The sequence below is a fragment of the Pseudomonas sp. E1BtOHC1 genome (assembly GCF_058744285.1).
Window position 1 is genome coordinate 1711934 of sequence record NZ_CP196023.1, and the last position, 20951, is coordinate 1732884.

The 20951-nt window shown below is 60.4% G+C and carries 18 protein-coding genes; 10 read left to right on the top strand and 8 right to left on the bottom strand.

Annotation, left to right across the window (positions count from 1 at the left end; genetic code table 11):
• Positions 1 to 143: 143 nt before the first annotated feature.
• From ACSSVC_RS07855 to ACSSVC_RS07875, 5 genes are all read right to left on the bottom strand, one after another.
• Positions 144 to 2954 carry an FAD-binding and (Fe-S)-binding domain-containing protein gene (locus ACSSVC_RS07855; RefSeq protein WP_492612140.1) on the bottom strand — a complete coding sequence of 937 codons (2811 nt, stop codon included), beginning with the start codon at positions 2952 to 2954 and terminating at the stop codon, positions 144 to 146.
• Complete coding sequence (locus ACSSVC_RS07860) at positions 2951 to 3622, bottom strand: LutC/YkgG family protein (protein WP_492612141.1); 672 nt, start codon at positions 3620 to 3622, stop codon at positions 2951 to 2953. Before ACSSVC_RS07860 ends, ACSSVC_RS07855 begins: the two co-directional genes overlap by 4 nt.
• On the bottom strand, positions 3622 to 5076 hold the full coding sequence (locus tag ACSSVC_RS07865) for a LutB/LldF family L-lactate oxidation iron-sulfur protein (protein WP_492612142.1): 1455 nt from the start codon (positions 5074 to 5076) through the stop codon (positions 3622 to 3624). The genes ACSSVC_RS07860 and ACSSVC_RS07865 overlap by 1 nt, the downstream gene beginning before the upstream one ends.
• The gene (locus ACSSVC_RS07870; RefSeq protein WP_492612143.1) at positions 5073 to 5897 is read right to left on the bottom strand and encodes a (Fe-S)-binding protein; all 825 of its coding nucleotides are present in this window, start codon (positions 5895 to 5897) and stop codon (positions 5073 to 5075) included. The genes ACSSVC_RS07865 and ACSSVC_RS07870 overlap by 4 nt, the downstream gene beginning before the upstream one ends.
• A 142-nt stretch (positions 5898 to 6039) precedes the next feature.
• The gene (locus ACSSVC_RS07875) at positions 6040 to 7734 is read right to left on the bottom strand and encodes a lactate permease LctP family transporter (protein ID WP_492612144.1); all 1695 of its coding nucleotides are present in this window, start codon (positions 7732 to 7734) and stop codon (positions 6040 to 6042) included.
• Between the two features lie 261 nt (positions 7735 to 7995).
• Here ACSSVC_RS07875 and ACSSVC_RS07880 point away from each other — a divergent pair, with 261 nt between their 5' ends.
• The gene (locus tag ACSSVC_RS07880) at positions 7996 to 8763 is read left to right on the top strand and encodes a GntR family transcriptional regulator (protein WP_053149011.1); all 768 of its coding nucleotides are present in this window, start codon (positions 7996 to 7998) and stop codon (positions 8761 to 8763) included.
• Between the two features lie 81 nt (positions 8764 to 8844).
• Here the strand turns inward: ACSSVC_RS07880 and smpB are convergent, their stop codons facing one another.
• Positions 8845 to 9327: an SsrA-binding protein SmpB gene (gene smpB, locus ACSSVC_RS07885; protein ID WP_025131431.1), complete on the bottom strand. Its 483-nt coding sequence runs from the start codon at positions 9325 to 9327 to the stop codon at positions 8845 to 8847.
• A gap of 117 nt (positions 9328 to 9444) precedes the next feature.
• Here smpB and ACSSVC_RS07890 point away from each other — a divergent pair, with 117 nt between their 5' ends.
• From ACSSVC_RS07890 to ACSSVC_RS07900, 3 genes are read left to right on the top strand one after another with little or no spacing between them, the layout of a single operon-like run.
• Positions 9445 to 10848, top strand: coding sequence for a sodium-dependent transporter (locus ACSSVC_RS07890; protein WP_346633742.1), 1404 nt, complete (start codon positions 9445 to 9447; stop codon positions 10846 to 10848).
• A 7-nt stretch (positions 10849 to 10855) separates the two neighbouring features.
• The gene (locus ACSSVC_RS07895) at positions 10856 to 11290 is read left to right on the top strand and encodes a type II toxin-antitoxin system RatA family toxin (RefSeq protein ID WP_346633677.1); all 435 of its coding nucleotides are present in this window, start codon (positions 10856 to 10858) and stop codon (positions 11288 to 11290) included.
• Positions 11283 to 11597 carry an RnfH family protein gene (locus ACSSVC_RS07900; RefSeq protein WP_446439064.1) on the top strand — a complete coding sequence of 105 codons (315 nt, stop codon included), beginning with the start codon at positions 11283 to 11285 and terminating at the stop codon, positions 11595 to 11597. Before ACSSVC_RS07895 ends, ACSSVC_RS07900 begins: the two co-directional genes overlap by 8 nt.
• Before the next feature lie 59 nt (positions 11598 to 11656).
• On the opposite strand, the gene ACSSVC_RS07905 is transcribed toward ACSSVC_RS07900, so the two are convergent.
• Positions 11657 to 12184, bottom strand: a complete 528-nt coding sequence (locus ACSSVC_RS07905; protein WP_102861073.1) for an outer membrane protein assembly factor BamE — start codon at positions 12182 to 12184, stop codon at positions 11657 to 11659.
• 98 nt (positions 12185 to 12282) lie between these two features.
• Between ACSSVC_RS07905 and fur the strand changes: the two genes are divergently transcribed.
• On the top strand, positions 12283 to 12687 hold the full coding sequence (fur, locus tag ACSSVC_RS07910) for a ferric iron uptake transcriptional regulator (protein WP_011059185.1): 405 nt from the start codon (positions 12283 to 12285) through the stop codon (positions 12685 to 12687).
• A 94-nt stretch (positions 12688 to 12781) separates the two neighbouring features.
• Here the strand turns inward: fur and recN are convergent, their stop codons facing one another.
• Entirely contained in the window at positions 12782 to 14455 is a 1674-nt protein-coding gene (gene recN / locus ACSSVC_RS07915; protein ID WP_346633675.1) for a DNA repair protein RecN, read from the bottom strand.
• A 250-nt stretch (positions 14456 to 14705) separates the two neighbouring features.
• Between recN and grpE the strand changes: the two genes are divergently transcribed.
• From grpE to carA, 5 genes are all read left to right on the top strand, one after another.
• Positions 14706 to 15272 carry a nucleotide exchange factor GrpE gene (grpE, locus tag ACSSVC_RS07920; protein WP_346633674.1) on the top strand — a complete coding sequence of 189 codons (567 nt, stop codon included), beginning with the start codon at positions 14706 to 14708 and terminating at the stop codon, positions 15270 to 15272.
• A 102-nt stretch (positions 15273 to 15374) separates the two neighbouring features.
• Complete coding sequence (gene dnaK / locus ACSSVC_RS07925) at positions 15375 to 17291, top strand: molecular chaperone DnaK (protein ID WP_492612145.1); 1917 nt, start codon at positions 15375 to 15377, stop codon at positions 17289 to 17291.
• Between the two features lie 321 nt (positions 17292 to 17612).
• Positions 17613 to 18737 carry a molecular chaperone DnaJ gene (gene dnaJ / locus ACSSVC_RS07930; protein WP_123727412.1) on the top strand — a complete coding sequence of 375 codons (1125 nt, stop codon included), beginning with the start codon at positions 17613 to 17615 and terminating at the stop codon, positions 18735 to 18737.
• Between the two features lie 10 nt (positions 18738 to 18747).
• Entirely contained in the window at positions 18748 to 19554 is an 807-nt protein-coding gene (gene dapB / locus ACSSVC_RS07935; protein WP_015634113.1) for a 4-hydroxy-tetrahydrodipicolinate reductase, read from the top strand.
• A gap of 257 nt (positions 19555 to 19811) precedes the next feature.
• Positions 19812 to 20948 carry a glutamine-hydrolyzing carbamoyl-phosphate synthase small subunit gene (gene carA, locus ACSSVC_RS07940; RefSeq protein WP_047301683.1) on the top strand — a complete coding sequence of 379 codons (1137 nt, stop codon included), beginning with the start codon at positions 19812 to 19814 and terminating at the stop codon, positions 20946 to 20948.
• The last annotated feature ends 3 nt before the right edge of the window (positions 20949 to 20951 follow it).

Here is a 20951-nt window from a genome sequence, read left to right on the forward strand (position 1 = left end):
CTTTGTTGCGGGCCTAGAAAATGGACTCTAGCCGCGCGCCGGGGTTCTGTTTTTTTTTGCGATGAAATGGAAAAGCCATGGGCGCCTTGCGCCAGGCACAAAAAAAGGGGCGAAAACGCCCCTTGGTTGCCCGGTTCGATGGCTCAGACCGCCTTGGCCCGGGTGACTCGATCCACCAGGTAGACCAGCCCGTGATAGTCGATCCCGCCATGCTGGCTGAGGCCGATTTCACAGGTGCGGCTGGTGGAGATGCCTTCGCTGCAATACTGCACCGCGTCCTTGAGGCTGCGCAGGGAGTGGGCATTGAGTTCCGGGGTGGTGAAACCCTTGTCGCCGGCGAAACCACAGCAATGGATGCCTTCGGGGATCACCACGTTGTTGCTGCAACGCCGGGCCAGTTCGATCAGGGCCTGGCTCTCGCCCAGGTGCTGGGTGCTGCAGGTGACGTGCACCGCGATCGGTGCTTCCTGTGGGGTGAACTCCAGGCGTTCCAGCAGGTGGGTGCGGATGAAGCGCACCGGGTCGTAGAGGTCCAGGCGCACGTCCCCCAGGTCCTGCACCAGGCGCAGGGTGCAAGGGCTGGTGTCGCAGTAGATCGGGTCGAGGCCGCCCCGGCTGGCGTGGAGTAGGGCGCCGATCAGTTCCTGGCGCTTGTCCTCGGCCTGGGTGGCGTAGCCCTTGGAGGCGAACGGCTGGCCGCAGCACAGGTTGTCCAAGTTGTCCGGCAGCACCACTTGATAACCGGCCTTCTCCAGCAGGCCGCGGGTTTTCTCGTAGAGCGAGCTTTGCTCCTTGTCGCCCGCCGCTGGCCCCATGACCCGGGACACACAGGCCGCCAGGTACACCACCCGCGGGCGCGAATCGCTCACTGCCGGGCTGAAGCGGATGGCCTTTTCCGGCTGGGGCATGGCGCTGCTCCACTGCGGCACCTGGCCTTTGGACAGACGCGTCAGGCTCGCCGACAGCTTGCTCAGGCGCGACGCGCCCAGGAGCATGCGCGCACCGTTGGCCACGTGCAGGGTGAAGCGGGCGCCCTGCAAGGTGGTGGCGAAGTGTGAGCCGAGCCAGTCGGCGGTGCCGTTATGGGTGGCGTGTTCACTGCGCAGTTTCTTCACCAGCTCGCCGGTGTTGATGCCCACTGGGCAGCGCTGGGCGCACAGCCCGGTGGCGGCGCAGGTGTCGATGCCCTGGTACTGATAGGCCGCTTCCAGTTCCGTGGTATCGATGCCGGCCCGTTTGCGTGCCTGGATATCACGCCAGATGACGATGCGCTGGCGCGGGCTCAGGGTCAGCCCCTTGGATGGGCACACCGGCTCGCAGAAGCCGCACTCGATGCACTTATCCACAATCTCGTCGGCCGCCGGCAGTGGCTTGAGGTGCTTGAGGTGGATCTGCGGGTCTTCGCTGAGCACCACGTCCGGGTTGAGGATGCCGTTGGGGTCCAGCAGGCGCTTGAGCTGCCACATCAGCTGGTAGGCATCGCTGCCCCATTCCAGCTCGACGAAGGGCGCCATGTTGCGCCCGGTGCCGTGTTCGGCCTTCAGCGATCCGCCGAATTCCACCGCCACCAGTTGCGCCACGTCGTCCATGAACGCCTGGTAGCGGTTCACTTCCTCGCTGCTGTTGAAGCCCTGGGTGAAGACGAAGTGCAGGTTGCCCTCCAGGGCATGGCCGAACAGGATCGCTTCGTCGTAGTGGTGCTTGTCGAACAGCTCGATCAGGCGGTTGACGCCGATGGCCAGCTGCTCCACGGGGAAGGTCACGTCTTCGATGATCACCGTGGTGCCGGTCTTGCGCACCGCGCCCACCGCCGGGAAGGTGTCCTTGCGGATCGCCCAGAGCTTGGCGTTTTCCTGCGGGTCTTCAGTGAAGTCCACCTGCTTTTCCACCGGGAAGGCGGCCAGGGAATTCATGATCTGCGCCAGTTGCTCGTGCAGCAGTGATGAGGACGCGGCGCGGGATTCGATCAGCAGCGCGCAGGCGTTGGCCGAGAGCTGCTGGACGAAGGCCGGCATGCCGGGCTTGTCCTGCACCGAGCGCAGGCTGCGGCGGTCCAGTAGCTCCACTGCCGACACTGGCTGGCTCTTGAGCACGGTCACCGCGTTGCAGCAGGTTTCCACGTCGGGAAAGACGATCAGCGCCGAGGCCTTGTTCGGGTGGTCGATCACCGTGTCGTAGGTCACCGCGCTGATAAAGCCCAGGGTGCCTTCGGAGCCCACCAGCAGGTGGCTGAGTATGTTCAGCGGTTCGTCGAAATCCACCAGGGCATTGAGGGACAGGCCGGTGGTGTTTTTCAGCCGGTACTTGTGACGGATTTTCGCTGCCAGCTCGCTGTTGGCACGGGTGCTGCGGCCCAGTTCGGCCAGACGCTCCAGCAACGGACCATGGCTGGTGCGGAAGGCGCTGACGCTGGCGGCGTCCTCGGTGTCCAGGCGCGTGCCATCGGCCAGTACCAGGCGAATGCCGGCCAGGGTGTGGTAGGTGTTCTGCGCGGTGCCGCAGCACATGCCGCTGGCATTGTTGGCGACGATGCCACCGATCTTGCAGGCGTTGATCGAGGCCGGATCGGGGCCGATCTTGCGCCCGAAAGGTGCCAGCCAGGCATTGGCCTGGGCGCCGATCACACCAGGCTGCAGACGAATCTGCGTACCCTGATGGCGAATCTCCTTACCGTTCCAGTTATCCCCAAGAACGATCAGCACCGAGTCGCTGATGGCCTGCCCGGAAAGGCTGGTGCCCGCCGCGCGAAAGGTCACCGGTACTCGGTCGCGCTGGGCCAACTGGAGCAGGGCCACCACTTCGTCTTCGGACTCGACGCGGATTACCAGCTTGGGGATCAGTCGGTAGAAGCTGGCGTCGGTGCCGAAGGCCAGGGTCGAGAGCGGGTCGTCGAAGCGCCGCTCCTGAGGGATCAGTTGCTGGGCATCACGCAGAAAAGCGGCCGGTAGGCTCATTGGTCCTCCAGGATCAGCACCACCAGGTCTTTCGGGCCGTGGGCGCCGTAAGCCAGGACTTGCTCGATATCAGCGGTCTTCGACGGGCCGGACACAAGAAGCGCGTTGGTCGGCATGCCGGCGGCCCAGTTCATCTGTTGCTGCACCTGATAGAAGTTGTCGCGGATCTCGCTGGCCTTGAGCAGGGCAAAATGCACCGGCGGCACCAGGCTCATCAGCCGCGGCTCTTCCCGGGTCGGCCAGAGGATCAGGCTGCCGGTGGCGGCGATGGCGCCCAGGGTGGTGGTGAGGCTGGCCGGGGTGTCGTTGAACAGCTCGGCTTTCCATTCTTCCACCGGGCGGTCGTAGGCCTTGAGCGCCGGCAGTTGCGGCCGCTCGGCCCAGTACTGGGTGACCCGCTGGCCGTGGGGCGTGCTCGGGGCGATCAGCAGACTGGGCAACTGGCGTTCCTGCAGCAGGCGGGCCAGCAGTTCAGGCCAACCGGCGGCGGTGCTCAGGTGGATTTCGGTGTGCACCGCTTCCATCTGTTTGCGCAGTTGCGGGATGCGTTGTTCAGCCGTGTAGGTGTAAGGCTCGGTGACCAGCGCCTCGTCGAAGTTATCCACAATCGGCGTGGTGCCGCTCAGGCTGTTGCGCAGTTTGGCGAGGATGTTGTTTTTCGCGCTCATCAGCGGTCTCCCTGCTTGTCCAGGTGCTCACGGGCCAGATCATGCAGCGACCGGGCGGCGGGTTTTGGCGCACTGTGGTTCTGCGTCCAGGGGCCGACCTTGCTCGGGGTGAGGGCGCGCAGCCGGGTGGCGGCCAGGGTGAACAGGCGATACAGGCGCGGTGAGCTGTTGAGGCGGGCCCAGGCGTTCCAGATGAACCGCTCATTGCGCGAGTACTTGCTGCCCTGGCCACGCATCACTTTATGTGGGCTGTCCGGGGCCTTGACGTTCTCTTCCCGCAGGCGCCGCAGCAACGCCGGAATCGGGATCTTCACCGGGCAGACTTCGCCACAGGCGCCGCACAGCGACGAGGCGCTGGGGTGATCGGGAACCTTGGCCAGACCGACCATGTGCGGGGTGATGATCTTGCCGATGGGGCCCGGGTAGACCTCACCGTAGGTGTGGCCGCCGACCCGGGTGTAGACCGGGCAGTGGTTCATGCAGGCGCCGCAGCGGATGCAGTTCAGGGTCTGGCGCAGTTCGCTGTCGGCAAACGCCTGGCTACGACCGTTGTCCAGCAGCACCAGGTGCACTTCCGGGGGGCCGTCGAGCTCATGCTCTTTGCGCGGGCCGGAGATCATGTTGACGTAGGTAGTGATGGGCTGGCCCAGGGCCGAGCGAGTCAGCAGCGACAGCAGGGGAACCACGTCTCGCAGGTTCTCGACGACTTTCTCGATTCCGGTGACAGCGATGTGCACTGGCGGCACGGTGGTGGACATGCGCCCGTTGCCTTCGTTTTCCACCAGCAGCAGGGTGCCGGTCTCGGCCACGGCGAAGTTGACGCCGGAGACGCCGATGTCGGCTTCGAAGAACTTCTGCCGCAAGACCTTGCGACCGATCTGAATGAGTTGGTCAACGTCCTTGGTGTACTCCACGCCGAGTTTGTCGTGGAACAAGGACGCGACCTGACCGGCATTCTTGTGGATCGCCGGCATAATGATGTGTGAAGGCTTCTCGTGGTCGAGCTGGACGATGAACTCGCCCATGTCCGACTCAAGGCATTCAATGCCTTGTTCAGCGAGGACATGGTTCATTTCCATCTCTTCGCTGACCATCGATTTGCCCTTGATCACTTGCCGCGCCTCGTGAGCGCGGATGATCGAGAGGACGATGCCATTGGCCTCGTCCACCGTTTCCGCCCAGTGCACTGTCACACCGTTGCGGGTCAGGTTCTGTTCCAGGCGCTCGAGCAGGTCGGGCAGCTTGGATAACGCCCGGGCGCGAATCGCGTTGCCCAGGGCGCGCAGGTGTTCTCTTTCGTGGGCATCGCTGAACGAGGCCGCACGCTTGGCCATGAGTGAATCCATGGCACTGCGAAAGTTGTTTCGCAGCTGTTGGTCACCCAGGGCCTGGTGGGCCCGGGTGCGAAAATCGTCCGCCAGCGTCGTGGTCGGAATCAGCTCTGGGGTGCTCATTGTGCACCTCCAGTACGTTGCCAGAGGAAGCTCGCCAGGTGCTGGCCGCGCAATGCCTCTTGCTGTTTCTCCAGCGCGCCGTTGATGTTCATCAAGCAGCCGCAATCGGCACTCAGTACCTGATGCGCGCCGGATTCCTTCAGCGCCCGGGTCTTGTCCGCGACCATGGCGCCGGAGATGTCCGGCATTCGGACGCTGAAAGTCCCGCCAAAGCCACAGCATTCGCTTTCGTGGCTGTGTTCTACCCGTTCCACATTGCTCAGCTGTGACAGCAACTCACGGCCGTGCAGGTGGGTGTTCATTTCCCGGCGTGCCGAGCACGAAGTGTGCAAGGCCACCTTGACCGGAGCGCCACTGTCCTTGAGCTGCACCTTGCACACGCGCAGGAGGAACTCGGCCAGTTCATAGGTGCGGGCAGCCAGGGCCTGCACTTGTTGCAACGTCTCGGGCTCGTCCTTGAACAAGTCCGCGTAATGCTCGCGCAGCATGCCCGCGCAGGAACCCGACGGCACCACCACCGGATAGTCGCCGGCAAACAGCGCCAGTTGCGAGCGGGCCACGGTGCGCGCCTGCTCGGTGTAACCCGAGGTGTAGGCCGGTTGTCCGCAGCAGCTTTGCCCTTGCGGGTACTCCACGCGAATGCCTTCGCGCTCCAGCAGGTGAATCGCGTCCATCCCGGCTTCGGGATAGAACAGGTCGACCACACAAGTGCCGAACAGGTAGACCCGCGACGGTTTCGCGCTGGGGTACTGCCGGGGTTCGGCCTGCGGCGGTGCGACACGGGTCGCATTGGGCACGGCGTTGTAGAAAAGCTCGCTCATCAGGCGTGTCTCCGGGTGGTCCCGGTTATTCGTCCGTCGCGGCGGCTGAAAGATAAACCAGCAAGCTTTCAGCAGCCTTGCAGACCGGGTGGTGAATGACTGACGCCGCGGGTGAGGGCAGCGTCGGCTCTTTCGGTGTCGCTTAGTGCACCAGCATGCCGGTGAACCAGTAGGCCTGGGCCAGGGTGATCAGACCGACAATAGTGGCAAAGAACAGGCTGTGCTTGAGGGTGAAGCGGAACAGGTCGGATTCCTTGCCCACCAGGCCGGTGGCGGCGCAGGCCACGGCGATCGATTGCGGCGAGATCATTTTGCCGGTCACGCCGCCACTGGTGTTGGCCGCGACCAGCAGGGTGTCATTGACCCCGATCTGGTGCGCGGTGGTGGCCTGCAGCGAACTGAACAGGGCGTTGGACGAGGTATCGGAACCGGTGAGGAACACCCCGAGCCAGCCCAGGAACGGCGAGAAGAATGGGAACGCCGCGCCGGTGGCGGCCAGTACCAGGGCCATGGTCGACGACATGCCCGAGTAGTTGGTGACGAAGGCGAATGCCAGCACCATGCCGATGGAGAGAATCGGCCAGCGCAGCTCGTAGAAAGTCTCTTTCAAAGTGGTCAGACCAGTTTTGAAATTGATCTTCAGCACCAGCATGGAGATCAGCGCGGAGAAGAAAATCGCCGTGCCGGTGGCGGAGATCGGGTCGAGCTTGAACACCGCCGGGATGGCCGTTGGCGTGGTCACGATCGGCGCCATCTTGATCACCAGTTGATCCAGATGCGGGATGGCGAAGTTGAACACCCAGCCGTACATCGAGCCGCCGGCGGCGAACATCGCCTTGAAGGGCTTGAGGGTCCAGATGGTCACCAGCACGGTGAGGATCAGGAACGGCGACCAGGCCTTGAAGATCTGGCCCAGGCTGTAGGGCGAGGCCTGGGTCTGGCGTGGCTGGCCGAAACCGCCGGCGCTGGCGGTGATGGCGACGCCAGAGGTGGCGCCGGCAATCTGCGCGCCGGCGGTGCGCTTGGGCTGCCAGATTTTCAGGAACAGGGTCAGGGAGATCAGGCTGGCCAAGGCCGAGGTGATATCCGGCAGTTCCGGGCCGATGAAGTTCGAGGTGAAGTACTGGGTAATGGCAAAGCTCAGGCCGGCTACCAGCGCGGCGGGCCAGGTCTCTTTGACGCCGCGCAGGCCGTCCATCATGAACACCAGCCAGAACGGCACGAACAGCGACAGCAGCGGCAACTGGCGGCCAGTCATGGCGCCGATCTTGAAGGCGTCGATGCCCGTCACCTGGCCGGCGACGATGATAGGAATCCCCAGAGCGCCGAAGGCCACGGGTGCGGTGTTGGCGATCAAGCACAGGCCGGCGGCGTATAGCGGGTTGAATCCCAGACCCACCAGCAGGGCGGCGGTGATTGCCACTGGTGCGCCGAAGCCTGCCGCACCTTCGAGGAAGGCGCCGAAGCAGAAGCCGATCAGCAGCACTTGCAGGCGCTGGTCGTCGGTGATCGACAGCACTGAGCTGCGGATGATTTCGAACTGGCCGCTCTTCACGGTCAGTTTGTAGAGGAATACAGCGGCGACAATGATCCAGGCGATGGGCCACAGACCGTAGGCAAATCCATAGCCAGCGGCAGCGAGGGCCATGTCGGCGGGCATCTTGAAGGCGAAGATCGCCACCAGGATCGACAGGGCCAGGGTGATACTCCCGGCGACGTGTCCTTTGAGACGGAACACGGCCAGAGCCAGGAAGAAGAACACGATCGGGATAACGGCGGCGAGGGCGGACAGGCCGAGGCTGCCAAGCGGGCTATAGAGCTGTTGCCAGGTTTGCATAATGGGGTGGCCCCTAATTGTTGTTGGTCAGGCACTGCGAGCGTCTTGGTAAATTGGTAAGACCAATTTACAAGCGCTGTTGGCTAGGGTAAAAGCCTTGTGCGTGGTGTGTCAATTTGCCGCCCTAAAACTTTTGTCGAATGCGCTATGGCGCGGGCATCTGATCGGTGCAAAAGGCCTCGTTCTGCTAGGTGTTGGCGCGCCGCGAATAGGCCAGAATAGAGCCCCCCGGCGAAGGGTCGGGAGGGTGGAGAGTGAGTTATGGGGTTTGATCAGATACGCCAGCGCCGTTTGTCCGACGATATTGTCGAGCGTCTGGAAGGGATGATTCTTGAAGGCACCTTGAAGGCTGGCGAGCGGCTGCCGGCCGAGCGGGCACTGGCCGAGCAGTTCGGTGTCTCTCGGCCCTCACTGCGCGAGGCGATCCAGAAACTCACGGCCAAGGGGTTGCTGATCAGTCGTCAGGGCGGTGGCAACTATGTGGTGGAATCCCTGGGCTCGACCTTCAGCGATCCACTGCTGCACCTGTTGGAAAACAACACGGATGCCCAGCGCGATCTGCTGGAGTTTCGTCATACCCTGGAGGCGTCTTGCGCTTACTACGCGGCGCTGCGCGCGACGGCGGTGGACCGTGAGCGGCTGACTCAAGCCTTCGAGGAGTTGCAGGATTGTTATTCCCGTTCGGACGATATCAGTCGTATCGAGGAAGGCGCGGCGGATGCCAAATTCCACCTGGCAATTGCCGAGGCCAGCCATAACGCGGTGTTGCTGCACACCATTCGCGGGCTGTTCGACCTGCTCAAGCGCAACGTGGTGACCAACATCGGTGGCATGTATAAACAACGCACGGAAACTCGCGACATGCTGATCAGTCAGCATCGCGATCTGTACCTGGCGATTATTGAAGGGCGCGCAGAGGAGGCTCGGGAAGTCTCCAGCCGGCACATTCTTTATGTGCAGGAGGTGCTTGAGGAAGTGCGTCAGGAAGTACAGCGAGTGGCCCGGGCCGAGCGGCGCAAGGGCATGTAATGCAAATCGCCGGCAAGTCGGCTCCTACCTGGGTTATGTAGGAGCCGGCTTGCCGGCGAAAACGACCTCAAGGCAGGAAGATCAGTCTTCCTTGCCCTTGGTCCGCACCGCGCGCTGCAGCTCACGATCGGAATCGCGCTCGCGTTCGGTATGACGCTTGTCGTATTCCTTCTTGCCCTTGCCCAGTGCGATTTCACACTTGATCAGGTGCTTGCTCCAGTAGAGCGAAAGGCACACGCAGGCGTAACCCTTCTGCTGCACGGCGGCAAACAGCTTTTCCAGCTCTCGCTGGTTGAGCAGCAGCTTGCGCGAGCGCGTCGGGTCGGCGATGACGTGGGTGCTGGCGGTGGTCAATGGCGTGAAGTGGCTGCCGAGCAACCAGGCTTCACCATCCTTGAGCAGCACATAACTGTCGACCAGCTGTGCCTTGCCTGCACGCAGACTCTTTACTTCCCAGCCGGCCAGGACCATGCCAGCCTCGAACCTATGTTCGATGAAGTAATCGTGACGCGCCTTTTTATTTTGCGCGATGGTCCCTGTTGGGTGTTTCTTCTGTTTAGCCATAGGGGCGGCATTATAGGGAGTTGCGCGCGCGTCGGCTACGGTGACGCAGCGTGCTTGAGCAGGTTGATTGAATCCCGGACAATGCGGCCTCTTTTTTTTCGGTTGGGCGCGTTAACGATGTCGACAGACAGGGTCTCTGTCCACGGCGGCTGGGCAAGCCGCTGGGTCTTTATACTCGCTGCAACTGGTTCGGCCGTGGGCCTGGGGAGCATCTGGAAATTCCCCTACATGGTCGGCGTCTATGGTGGTGGTGCCTTTGTCCTGGTGTTTCTGGCGTGTATTGCGCTGATCGGGTTGCCGGTGATGCTGGCGGAAACCCTGATTGGCCGTCGTGCGCGACAAAGCCCGGCGAATGCCCTGAAGGTGCTGGCCCTGGAGGCCGGGCACTCGGCCAAGTGGTCCTGGGGCGCCTTTGCCGGAATGATCACGGCGTTGCTGATTCTCTCCTTCTATAGCGTGGTGGGTGGTTGGTCCCTGGACTACATCATCGATATGGGGCGTGGCGACTTCCAAGGGGTTGCGGCGGACCAGGTCGGGGCATATTTCTCTGCAGTGACTGCCGATCCCTGGCGCCTGACTTTGTGGCACACGCTGTTCATGCTGCTGTCGGCCTGGGTGATTGCCAAGGGCGTCGTGGCCGGGCTTGAACGCAGTCTGCGGATCATGATGCCGCTGCTGTTCGTGATGCTGTTGGTGCTGCTGGGCTACAGCATGACCACCGGGCATTTCATGCAGGGCCTGCATTTCATGTTCGACTTCAGCCTGGACCGGCTATTGGATGGGCTGTTGCCGGCCATGGGGCATGCGTTCTTTTCCCTCAGCGTGGGGGTTGGCTCGATCATGATCTACGGTGCCTACATGCCCAAGCATTCATCCCTGGCCGGCACCGTGGTGGGGGTGGCGCTGCTGGATACCTTCGTTTCTCTGGTGGCGGGGATGGCCCTGTTCCCTATCGTATTCGCCGCCGGGCTGAATCCCAGCGAGGGGCCGGGGTTGATGTTCATCAGCCTGCCGTTCGCCTTCGGCAATGTGGCGTTCGGCCAGCTTATGGGCGTAGTGTTCTTTATCCTGGTGGCGATTGCGGCCTGGAGCTCGGCCATTTCCTTGTTGGAGCCGATGGTGGCTTATCTCGTCGAGAAGACTAAAATCCGCCGCGGCTGGGTGACATTCTGGCTGGCGTTCAGTTGCTGGTTCGTGGGATTGGGAACGGTGTTCTCTTTCAACATCTGGCAGCAGGCCAAATTCTTCGTGAACGAAGGCGGTGTTTTTCATCTCTATCGATGGGGCGCGGCCGGCGGTCTGGATTTCTTTGGCGTGATCGACTTTTTCACCTCGCGGATCATGTTGCCTCTTGGCGGTTTGTGCTTCGTGGTATTTGCAGGTTGGGTGATGGGCCGTGAGGCGGTTCGTGATGAGCTGTCGTTGCGCAGTCCGCTGTTGTTCGCCCTGGCCTTGTTTTTGATGCGCTATGTGGCGCCCGTCGGCATTCTTGTGGTGTTTGCCGCCCAGTTGTGGAAATGAAGCTCACATGACGACCCATATTCAACGTTCGGCCCTTTTGCCCTATCCGGCGCAGTTCCTGTATGACCTGGTCAATGATGTGGCCCGGTACCCGGAGTTTCTTCCCTGGTGTTCTACTGCCGAGGTGCTGGAAAGCAGTGAACAGCGTATGCGTGCCAGTCTAGCGGTGGCCAAGGGCGGCATGAGCCAGCGTTTCGTGACCTGCAATACCCTGGTGCCGGGGCAGTCGATCGAGATGAATCTGGAAGAGGGGCCGTTCAATCAGCTGCATGGCCTTTGGGTGTTCAAGCCGTTGGGGGAGAAGGCCTGTAAGATCAGCCTCGATCTGTCGTTCGACTACGCCGGGCCGTTGGTGCGTGCCACCCTGGGGCCCCTGTTCAATCAGGCGGCCAATACCCTGATGGATGCATTCTGTCAGCGGGCCAAGCAACTGCATGGTTGAGCCTCTGATTGCCATAGAGGTGGTTCACGCTGCTGTCGACCGCCAGGTACTGGTCAATGTGCAAGTGCCCCAGGGTTCGACCCTGCTTGCAGCGCTGGAGGCTTCTTCTATAAAGGAGCATTTTGCGGAGCTGGATCTGGCGGAGTGTCCGCTGGGAATCTTCGGAAAGCAGGTTTCCGATCCTGGGCAGTATGTGGTTCAGGCTGGAGATCGAATTGAAATCTATCGTCCGCTGCTGGCAGATCCGAAAGAGGTGCGGCGTCTGCGTGCTGCCAAGGCGGCCGAGGCTCGTAAGCGTGAGCAGTGATCGTTAGCGACAGCCAATAAAAAGCCCGGGCATGCCCGGGCTTTTTTATTCGCCACAAATTATTGCGGAGAAGTATCCAGTGGTTCAGGTGTAGGCACTGGTACGGTTTCGACGCCATCCACATCTTTCTGGATCTGGTCCAGCAGCGAGCCTGGTTTGACCGGCTTCTCGGCTTTGGGCTTCTCGGCGTTCTCGGCAGGGGCGGTAACGGTGTTGCCGCTCTCCTTGCCCAGCAAGGCTTCGTCGCGGCTCACGCCTGGCATGAAGTCACCGGCCAAGCTGACCAGTTGGTCGTTGCCGTTGAAGATCAGGCTCACGCGTTCCTGTTGGCGTTCACCGCCACCAGGCTGCAGGCTGTAGAGATAATCCCAGCGATCGGCATGGAACGTGTCGGTCAGCAGAGGGTTGCCCATGATAAACCGTACTTGCCGTCGGGTCATTCCGGGGCGCAACTGGTCTATCATGTCCTGCGTGACGACATTGCCCTGCTGGATGTCGATTTTGTAAACCCCGGGGAATGAACAACCGGCGAGTGCGAGCAGTCCCACGAAGGTGAAACTGGTTAGCAAGAGCTTGGTGTTTTGCATCGGTGGGCGACTTCCACTATCTTGGCTGGGACAACGTAAACCCCGATCATACCCGCATTAAGAGAAGCTGCGAAGCAGCATCGGCGAGAAAGCTGACCATGGTTGAAAATAGCGAACTACGTAAAGCCGGCCTTAAAGTGACTCTGCCACGGGTCAAAATTCTACAAATGCTCGATTCCACCGAGCAGCGGCACATGAGCGCTGAAGATGTCTACAAGGCGCTGATGGAAGCTGGTGAGGATGTGGGTTTGGCCACGGTTTACCGTGTACTGACTCAATTCGAAGCAGCCGGACTGGTGGTGCGCCATAATTTTGATGGCGGTCACGCTGTATTCGAGCTGGCGGATGGCGGTCACCACGACCATATGGTCAACGTGGAGTCTGGCGAAGTGATCGAGTTCTTCGACGAAGAAATCGAAAAGCTTCAGAAGGCGATTGTCGAAAAGCACGGTTTCGAGTTGGTGGATCACAATCTTGTGCTGTATGTGCGCAAGAAGAAGTAAGCCCCTCACGCGACTTTCATAGTCGTGAAACGATCGAAGGCGACCTTAGGGTCGCCTTCGTGCTTTGTGTCTATATAAAAGCAGTGCTTGAGACTCAAGCCTTGGTGGTCACTACCATTTTCTTGGCGTGGGCCAGGGACTCCTTGGTCAAATCGATGCCGCCCAGCATTCGGGCAATTTCCTCGACCCTTTCATTTTTGCCCAGCTTGGAAACGGCGGTGTGAGTCGCGTTGTTGCCGCGTACCTTGTGCACGAACAGATGCTGATGCCCCTGGGCGGCGACTTGTGGCAAGTGGGTAACGGTCAGCACCTGGCCGCGCTCTCCGAGACGCCGTAGCAATTGGCCGACGATCTCCGCGGTCGGGCCTCCGATCCCGACGTCGACCTCGTCGAATACCAGGGTTGGAACGCGGGAGGTTTGCGCGGTAATCACTTGAATGGCCAGGCTGATGCGTGACAACTCGCCACCCGATGCAACCTTGGCCAGGGCCTTGAGTGGTTGTCCGGGGTTGGCGCTGACCAGCAGTTCAACCTGTTCCAGGCCATTGGGCAGCAGCTCATCGCTGGTGTTGGCTCGCAGTTCGATGGTGAAGCGCCCGCCAGGCATGCCCAGGCGCTGAATTTCCAGCTCCACTGCACTGGCCAGGCCAGTCGCCGCTTGCTGGCGCAATTGGCTCAGCTCCTGGGCTTTTTCCTGGTAGTGCCGGGCGAAGGACTGCAATTCTTCGCCAAGCCGCTCAATGGACTCATCGTTGGCGTCCAGGGTCTCTATTTCATCCAGCAAGGTCTGCTGCATGGCGGCCAATTCGAAGGGTTGGATGCGATGTTTGCGCGCCAAGGTGTAGATCGAGTCCAGTCGCTCTTCGAGTTGTTGCAGGCGTGCCGGGTCGGCATCGAAATGATCAAGAAAGCGATTTAGCTCACCCACCGCTTCTTCTACCTGGATCTGAGCGCTGGCCAATAGATTGGTGGCTTCCCCTAGCGAGCCCGATGCATTGCCGATGCTGGACAGGCGGTTGAGGCTGACGGTTAACGCGTTGAGGACATTGCCGGAATCACTTTCGCTGCATTGCTCCACCACCTGCCGGCAAATGCCCAACAGGGTTTCAGCGTTGGTCAGGTTCTTGTGTTCCTGCTCCAGATCCTCGAGTTCGTTTTCCCCCAGGCCGAGGTTCTCCAGTTCTTCGAGCTGATAGCTGAGCAGTTGGTGACGAGCTCGTTGCTCATCGCCGGAGTTGGACAGGCGTTCCAGCTCCTGGCGGGTCTGGCGCCAGCGTTGGGCGGCCAACTGCACCTGGCGGGCGAGATCGGTAGCGCCGGCGTATTCATCCAGCAGGCGCCGGTGGGTATCGGTCTTGAGTAGTGACTGGTGCTCGTGCTGGCTGTGGATATCGATGAGCAGTTCGCCCAGGGCCTTGAGGTCTCCGAGCGGGCAGGGCGTACCGTTGATATAGCCACGGGAGCGTCCTTCGGCGGTGATCACCCGGCGCAGTATGCAGGGGCCGTCGTTGTCCAGATCGCGTTCGGCCAGCCAGCTGTGGGCCTCGGGAATATCCGCCAGGTCGAAGGTGGCAAGGATGTCGGCCTTGTCGGCGCCTGGCCGTACCACGCCACTGTCGGCGCGATCGCCCAGGGTCAGGCCGAGCGCATCGAGCATGATCGACTTGCCGGCGCCGGTTTCGCCTGTAATGACGCTCATCCCGCGATCCAGTTCCAGATCCAGGTGTTCGACGATGGCGTAATTGTGTACGGACAGGTGCACCAGCATTAAGGCCGCTCCCAAACTAGATGTCTGGTTATTTATACAGTGTTTTGTTTCGGGCTGACAATGCTTTCCCTTAGCTCGATTTGCTTGGTCATTCTGGCTTTTTAGTGCGCCCGGTAATGTCCGCATACAGGATTTATCGGGTCGGAATGACTTTTGCTGTGGCTGCGGACTTGAACCCTGAAAATGCGACCCCATATAGCTGGGCAGAAGAGTGAGCCTGGCTCACAGACGATATTGAAAGGAGAATTTCATGGCTGACGAACAGACGCTGGATACGCAAAATCTAGACGCCAATCAGGCTCCCGAGACTTCGGGTGAAGACCTGACGGCTCGTGTACAAGTGCTCGAAGAGCAACTGGCTGGTGCGCAGGATCAGGCTTTGCGTGTTGCAGCCGATCTGCAAAACGTCCGCCGCCGCGCCGAGCAGGATGTGGAAAAGGCTCACAAATTTGCTTTGGAGAAGTTTGCCGGTGACCTGTTGCCAGTGATCGATAGTCTGGAGCGTGGCCTGGAACTGTCCAATCCGGACGACGAAAGCATCCGCCCAATGCGTGAAGGCATCGAGCTGACCTTGAAGATGTTCCACGACACCCTCAAGCGTTATCAGTTGGAAGCCATCGATCCTCACGGCGAACCGTTCAACGCTGAACAGCATCAGGCCATGGCCATGCAGGAAAGCGCGGATGTCGAGCCAAACAGTGTTCTCAAAGTGTTTCAGAAGGGCTACCAGCTCAATGGTCGCCTGCTGCGCCCGGCCATGGTCGTGGTCAGCAAGGCCCCTGCACCGATTTCGCCTTCGATTGACGAAAAGGCTTGAAAACGGCTGTAGAGCCCCCATTTATCAGTCAAGCGTTTAAGTGCTACCGCAGTTTGCCACCACAGCTGCGGCATCCAAATCCAAAGTTTCGGGAGAGTTAACATGGGCAAGATTATCGGTATTGACTTGGGGACCACCAACTCGTGCGTCTCCATTCTTGAAAACGGCAACGTAAAAGTTATCGAAAACGCTGAAGGCGCGCGTACCACGCCGTCGATCATCGCGTACGCCAACGATGGCGAGATTCTGGTAGGTCAGTCGGCCAAGCGTCAGGCTGTCACCAACCCGCACAACACCCTGTACGCAGTTAAGCGTCTGATCGGTCGTCGTTTCGACGAAGAAGTTGTGCAGAAAGACATCCAGATGGTCCCTTACAAGATCGTCAAGGCTGACAACAACGACGCCTGGGTTGAAGTGAACGGCCAGAAAATGGCTCCGCCACAGATCTCGGCTGAAATCCTCAAGAAAATGAAGAAGACCGCCGAAGACTACCTCGGTGAAGCAGTGACCGAAGCGGTCATTACTGTTCCGGCCTACTTCAACGACAGCCAGCGTCAGGCCACCAAGGACGCCGGTCGCATCGCCGGTCTGGACGTCAAGCGCATCATCAACGAACCAACCGCAGCCGCTCTGGCTTACGGCATGGACAAGGCCAAGGGCGATCACACCGTGATCGTTTACGACCTGGGTGGCGGTACTTTCGACGTTTCCGTGATCGAGATCGCTGAAGTCGATGGCGAGCACCAGTTCGAAGTACTGGCTACCAACGGTGACACCTTCCTGGGTGGTGAAGACTTCGACATCCGTCTGATCGACTACCTGGTTGATGAGTTCAAGAAAGAAAGCGGCATGAACCTCAAGGGTGACCCGCTGGCAATGCAGCGTCTGAAAGAAGCTGCTGAAAAAGCCAAGATCGAGCTGTCGTCGAGCCAGCAGACCGACGTCAACCTGCCGTACATCACTGCAGATGCCACCGGTCCTAAGCACTTGAACGTGAAGATCTCCCGCGCCAAGCTGGAATCTCTGGTTGAAGACCTGGTTCAGCGCACCATCGAGCCATGCCGTATCGCTCTGAAAGACGCCGGTATCGACGTCGGCGCGATCAACGACGTGATTCTGGTCGGCGGCCAGACCCGTATGCCGCTGGTACAGAAAACCGTAACCGACTTCTTCGGTAAAGAAGCCCGTAAGGACGTCAACCCGGACGAAGCTGTTGCCATGGGTGCTGCGATCCAGGGTGCGGTACTGGCCGGTGACGTGAAAGACGTGCTGCTGCTGGACGTCAGCCCGCTGACCCTGGGTATCGAAACCATGGGTGGCGTGATGACCGCGCTGATCGAGAAAAACACCACGATTCCTACCAAGAAATCGCAAGTGTTCTCGACTGCCGACGACAATCAGGGCGCAGTGACCATTCACGTGCTGCAGGGCGAGCGCAAGCAAGCCGCGCAGAACAAGTCCCTGGGCAAGTTCGACCTGGCCGACATTCCACCTGCTCCACGTGGCGTGCCGCAGATCGAAGTGACCTTCGACATCGACGCCAACGGCATCCTGCACGTAGGTGCGAAGGACAAGGCTACCGGCAAGACTCAGTCGATCGTGATCAAGGCCAACTCGGGTCTGTCGGATGAAGAAATCCAGCAGATGATCCGTGACGCTGAAGCCAACTCGGAAGAAGATCGCAAGTTCGAAGAGCTGGCCACTGCCCGTAACCAGGGTGATGCGCTGGTGCACTCGACTCGCAAGATGGTGGCTGACGCCGGCGACAAAGTAACTGCGGAAGAGAAGGCCGCGATTGAAGCTGCCGTGGTTGCCCTGGAAGCCGCTGTCAAAGGCGACGACAAGGCTGCTATCGACGCCAAGGTCGAAGAACTGTCGAAAGTCTCGGCCCCGGTTGCTCAGAAGATGTACGCCGAACAGGCTCAGCCTGCTGAAGGCGCTGCACCGCACGCCGAGTCTGCTGAAAAAGCCGACGACGTCGTCGATGCCGAGTTCGAAGAAGTAAAAGACCACAAGTAATGGCTTGTTGGTCGGCCGGTTGACTGCCTTCGGGCGGTGACTGGTAGGATGTCGCCGCGCGGGAGCTTGCTCCCGCGTTGGCGTGTCTGGAGTCAGCGAATTTTGATGGCGTACAACCTTCGTTTGTGCGCTGGCGGTCGGGTCGGAGAAGCTCCTGCTTTCCGGCTGCGATGACCGCAATTATCGACCTGCAACCGGGTCGTCTATCCAAGACCAGGATCGTTGAATTGACGTGAGTTGGGTCCGGGCCTGTATTGGGGCTCAGCGAGTTTGGCAGAGCTCAGGAGGGTTTGCCGGACGTCCTTAAGAGTGCAAAGACTTATGGCAAAGCGTGACTATTACGAAGTATTGGGTGTGGAGCGTGGCTCCAGCGAAGCGGAGCTGAAAAAGGCTTACCGTCGCCTGGCGATGAAGCATCACCCGGATCGTAATCCCGGCGACAAAGCGTCGGAAGACATGTTCAAGGAGGCCAACGAGGCCTACGAAGTGCTGTCCGACTCCAGTAAGCGTGCAGCTTATGACCAATATGGTCATGCCGGTGTCGATCCGAGCATGGGTGGCGGTGGCGCCGGTTTTGGCGGTCAGAACTTCTCCGATATCTTCGGAGACGTGTTCAGTGATTTCTTCGGTGGCGGTCGCGGCGGTTCCCGTGGCGGCGCGCAGCGCGGTAGCGATCTGCGTTACACCCTGGAGCTGAATCTGGAAGAGGCGGTGCGTGGCACCACGGTGAATATCCGTGTGCCGACACTGGTCAATTGCAAGCCGTGCGATGGTTCGGGTGCCAAGAAAGGCTCGTCGCCTGTCACTTGCCCGACCTGCGGTGGTATTGGTCAGGTGCGGATGCAGCAGGGCTTCTTCTCGGTGCAGCAGACCTGCCCGCGTTGCCATGGCCAGGGCAAGATCATTTCCGATCCGTGCGATTCGTGTCACGGCGAAGGTCGGGTCGAAGAGTACAAGACGCTGTCGGTAAAAGTGCCGGCGGGTGTCGATACCGGTGACCGTATCCGTCTGTCCGGTGAGGGTGAGGCGGGGACTCAGGGTGGTCCGACCGGTGATCTGTATGTGGTGATCAATGTGCGCGAGCACGCGATCTTCCAACGTGACGGCAAGCACCTGTTCTGCGAAGTGCCTATCAGCTTCGTTGATGCGGCGCTGGGTGGCGAGCTGGAGATTCCGACCCTGGATGGTCGGGTCAAGCTGAAGATCCCTGAGGGAACCCAGACCGGCAAGCAGTTCCGGATTCGTGGCAAGGGCGTTGCTCCGGTGCGTGGCGGCGGTGCCGGCGACCTGATGTGCCGGGTTGCGGTGGAAACGCCAGTGAACCTGAGCCGTCGTCAGCGCGAGTTGCTGGAAGAGCTGCGCGGTTCGCTGGATGGCGACAATTCGCACTCGCCGAAAACCACGGGTTGGTTCGAGGGCGTCAAGCGCTTCTTCGGCGACCTGTAAGGAGTAATGCATGCGACGTATAGCAGTGATGGGCGCCGCGGGGCGCATGGGCAAGACTTTGGTCGAGGCTGTGCAGCTGCGCTCGCCGCTCTCCGGGCTGACGGCAGCTATCGTTCGTCCTGGCAGTTCGCTGGTGGGGGCGGATGCAGGTGAACTGGCGTCCCTGGGTCGTCTTGGCGTGTCGATGTCCGATAGCCTGGAGAAGGTTGTCGATGAGTTTGATGTGCTGATCGATTTCACCTTGCCGGAAGTGATGCTCAAGAACCTGGCCTTCTGCCGTAAGGCGGGCAAGGCCATGGTGATTGGTACTACGGGTTTGGGTGCCAAGGAAAAGCAATTGCTGGCCGAGGCGGGCAAGGAGATTCCCATCGTCTTCGCTGCCAACTTCAGTGTTGGGGTGAACCTGTCGCTGAAGTTGCTGGACATGGCGGCTCGGGTGCTGGGTGATGATGCGGACATCGAAATCATCGAGGCTCATCACCGTCACAAGATCGATGCGCCTTCGGGCACAGCCCTGCGCATGGGTGAGGTGATTGCCAGTGCCTTGGGGCGCGATCTGCAACAGGTTGCGGTCTATGGTCGTGAGGGGCATACCGGTGCGCGTGAGCGCGAAACCATCGGTTTCGCCACTGTGCGTGGTGGTGACGTGGTGGGGGATCACACTGTGCTGTTCGCCACTGAGGGCGAGCGCCTGGAAATCACCCACAAGGCCTCCAGTCGCATGACCTTCGCCAAGGGGGCGGTGCGTGCCGCTCTCTGGCTGGATGGTCGTGAGGCAGGTCTTTACGACATGCAGGATGTGCTGGATCTGCGTTGAGATGCATCTGAAGTGGGGTTGAGGTTGTGCCTTGACCCCTGCTTCAAACCGCTAAGCGATGTTCTGTCGCATTCCTCTGCCTTTAAGGCTCATTAGCGGTGGACCGAAAAAGCCTTTTTCTGTAAGCTACAGCTTTAGTGTGTCCACTAAAAGCGCGCAGATAATTCGACGAAGAAGCGGGGTGACGTGTCTATACGTCATTCCGCTTTTTTGCAACCTGCGATCGCCCTTTCAGGCTCTATTTACGGGAGGTCTTCTTGACTAAGCCAGCCATACTCGCCCTTGCTGATGGCAGCATTTTTCGCGGCGAAGCCATTGGAGCCGACGGTCAAACCGTTGGTGAGGTGGTGTTCAACACCGCAATGACCGGCTATCAGGAAATCCTTACCGATCCTTCCTACGCCCAACAGATCGTTACCCTGACCTATCCCCACATCGGCAACACCGGCACCACGCCGGAAGACGCCGAGTCCGACCGCGTCTGGTCGGCTGGCCTGGTCATCCGTGACTTGCCGCTGGTGGCCAGCAACTGGCGTAACACTCTGTCTCTTTCCGATTACCTGAAAGCCAACAACGTCGTGGCGATCGCCGGTATCGACACCCGTCGTCTGACCCGCATCCTGCGTGAGAAAGGTGCTCAGAACGGCTGCATCATGGCCGGTGACAACATTTCCGAAGAAGCGGCGATTGCAGCGGCTCGCGGCTTCCCGGGCCTGAAAGGCATGGACCTGGCGAAAGTCGTCAGCACCAAGCAAAGCTACGAATGGCGTTCGACTGTCTGGGATCTTAAGACCGACAGCCACGCCACCATCGAAGCCGCCGATCTGCCGTACCACGTGGTCGCCTATGACTACGGGGTCAAGTTGAACATCCTGCGCATGCTGGTGGAGCGCGGTTGCCGCGTGACCGTGGTGCCTGCTCAGACCCCGGCGAGCGACGTCCTGGCCCTCAATCCGGATGGCGTGTTCCTGTCCAACGGTCCTGGCGACCCCGAGCCTTGCGACTACGCGATCAAGGCCATCAAGGAAATCCTCGAGACCGAGATTCCGGTATTCGGTATCTGCCTGGGTCACCAACTGCTGGCCCTGGCTTCCGGTGCCAAGACCCTGAAAATGGGTCACGGTCACCACGGCGCCAACCACCCGGTCCAGGACCTGGACACCGGCGTGGTCATGATCACCAGCCAGAACCACGGTTTTGCGGTGGATGAAGCTACGCTGCCGGGCAATGTCCGGGCGATCCACAAGTCGCTGTTCGACGGCACCCTGCAGGGTATCGAGCGTACCGACAAGAGCGCGTTCAGCTTCCAGGGCCACCCTGAAGCCAGCCCGGGCCCGAACGATGTGGCGCCGCTGTTCGACCGCTTCATCAACGAGATGGCCAAGCGACGCTAAGCG

What these genes read in the sequence shown, in the direction of transcription:
- ACSSVC_RS07905 (WP_102861073.1), bottom strand. Translation starts at nt 12,184, where the DNA reads ATGCAAAACACCAAGCTCTTGCTAACCAGTTTCACCTTCGTGGGACTG.
- dapB (WP_015634113.1), top strand. Translation starts at nt 18,748, where the DNA reads ATGCGACGTATAGCAGTGATGGGCGCCGCGGGGCGCATGGGCAAGACT.
- recN (WP_346633675.1), bottom strand. Translation starts at nt 14,455, where the DNA reads ATGCTGGTGCACCTGTCCGTACACAATTACGCCATCGTCGAACACCTG.
- smpB (WP_025131431.1), bottom strand. Translation starts at nt 9,327, where the DNA reads ATGGCTAAACAGAAGAAACACCCAACAGGGACCATCGCGCAAAATAAA.
- ACSSVC_RS07875 (WP_492612144.1), bottom strand. Translation starts at nt 7,734, where the DNA reads ATGCAAACCTGGCAACAGCTCTATAGCCCGCTTGGCAGCCTCGGCCTG.
- ACSSVC_RS07855 (WP_492612140.1), bottom strand. Translation starts at nt 2,954, where the DNA reads ATGAGCCTACCGGCCGCTTTTCTGCGTGATGCCCAGCAACTGATCCCT.
- ACSSVC_RS07865 (WP_492612142.1), bottom strand. Translation starts at nt 5,076, where the DNA reads ATGAGCACCCCAGAGCTGATTCCGACCACGACGCTGGCGGACGATTTT.
- dnaK (WP_492612145.1), top strand. Translation starts at nt 15,375, where the DNA reads ATGGGCAAGATTATCGGTATTGACTTGGGGACCACCAACTCGTGCGTC.
- ACSSVC_RS07880 (WP_053149011.1), top strand. Translation starts at nt 7,996, where the DNA reads ATGGGGTTTGATCAGATACGCCAGCGCCGTTTGTCCGACGATATTGTC.
- ACSSVC_RS07900 (WP_446439064.1), top strand. Translation starts at nt 11,283, where the DNA reads ATGGTTGAGCCTCTGATTGCCATAGAGGTGGTTCACGCTGCTGTCGAC.
- ACSSVC_RS07870 (WP_492612143.1), bottom strand. Translation starts at nt 5,897, where the DNA reads ATGAGCGAGCTTTTCTACAACGCCGTGCCCAATGCGACCCGTGTCGCA.
- ACSSVC_RS07895 (WP_346633677.1), top strand. Translation starts at nt 10,856, where the DNA reads ATGACGACCCATATTCAACGTTCGGCCCTTTTGCCCTATCCGGCGCAG.
- grpE (WP_346633674.1), top strand. Translation starts at nt 14,706, where the DNA reads ATGGCTGACGAACAGACGCTGGATACGCAAAATCTAGACGCCAATCAG.
- ACSSVC_RS07860 (WP_492612141.1), bottom strand. Translation starts at nt 3,622, where the DNA reads ATGAGCGCGAAAAACAACATCCTCGCCAAACTGCGCAACAGCCTGAGC.
- ACSSVC_RS07890 (WP_346633742.1), top strand. Translation starts at nt 9,445, where the DNA reads ATGTCGACAGACAGGGTCTCTGTCCACGGCGGCTGGGCAAGCCGCTGG.
- dnaJ (WP_123727412.1), top strand. Translation starts at nt 17,613, where the DNA reads ATGGCAAAGCGTGACTATTACGAAGTATTGGGTGTGGAGCGTGGCTCC.
- fur (WP_011059185.1), top strand. Translation starts at nt 12,283, where the DNA reads ATGGTTGAAAATAGCGAACTACGTAAAGCCGGCCTTAAAGTGACTCTG.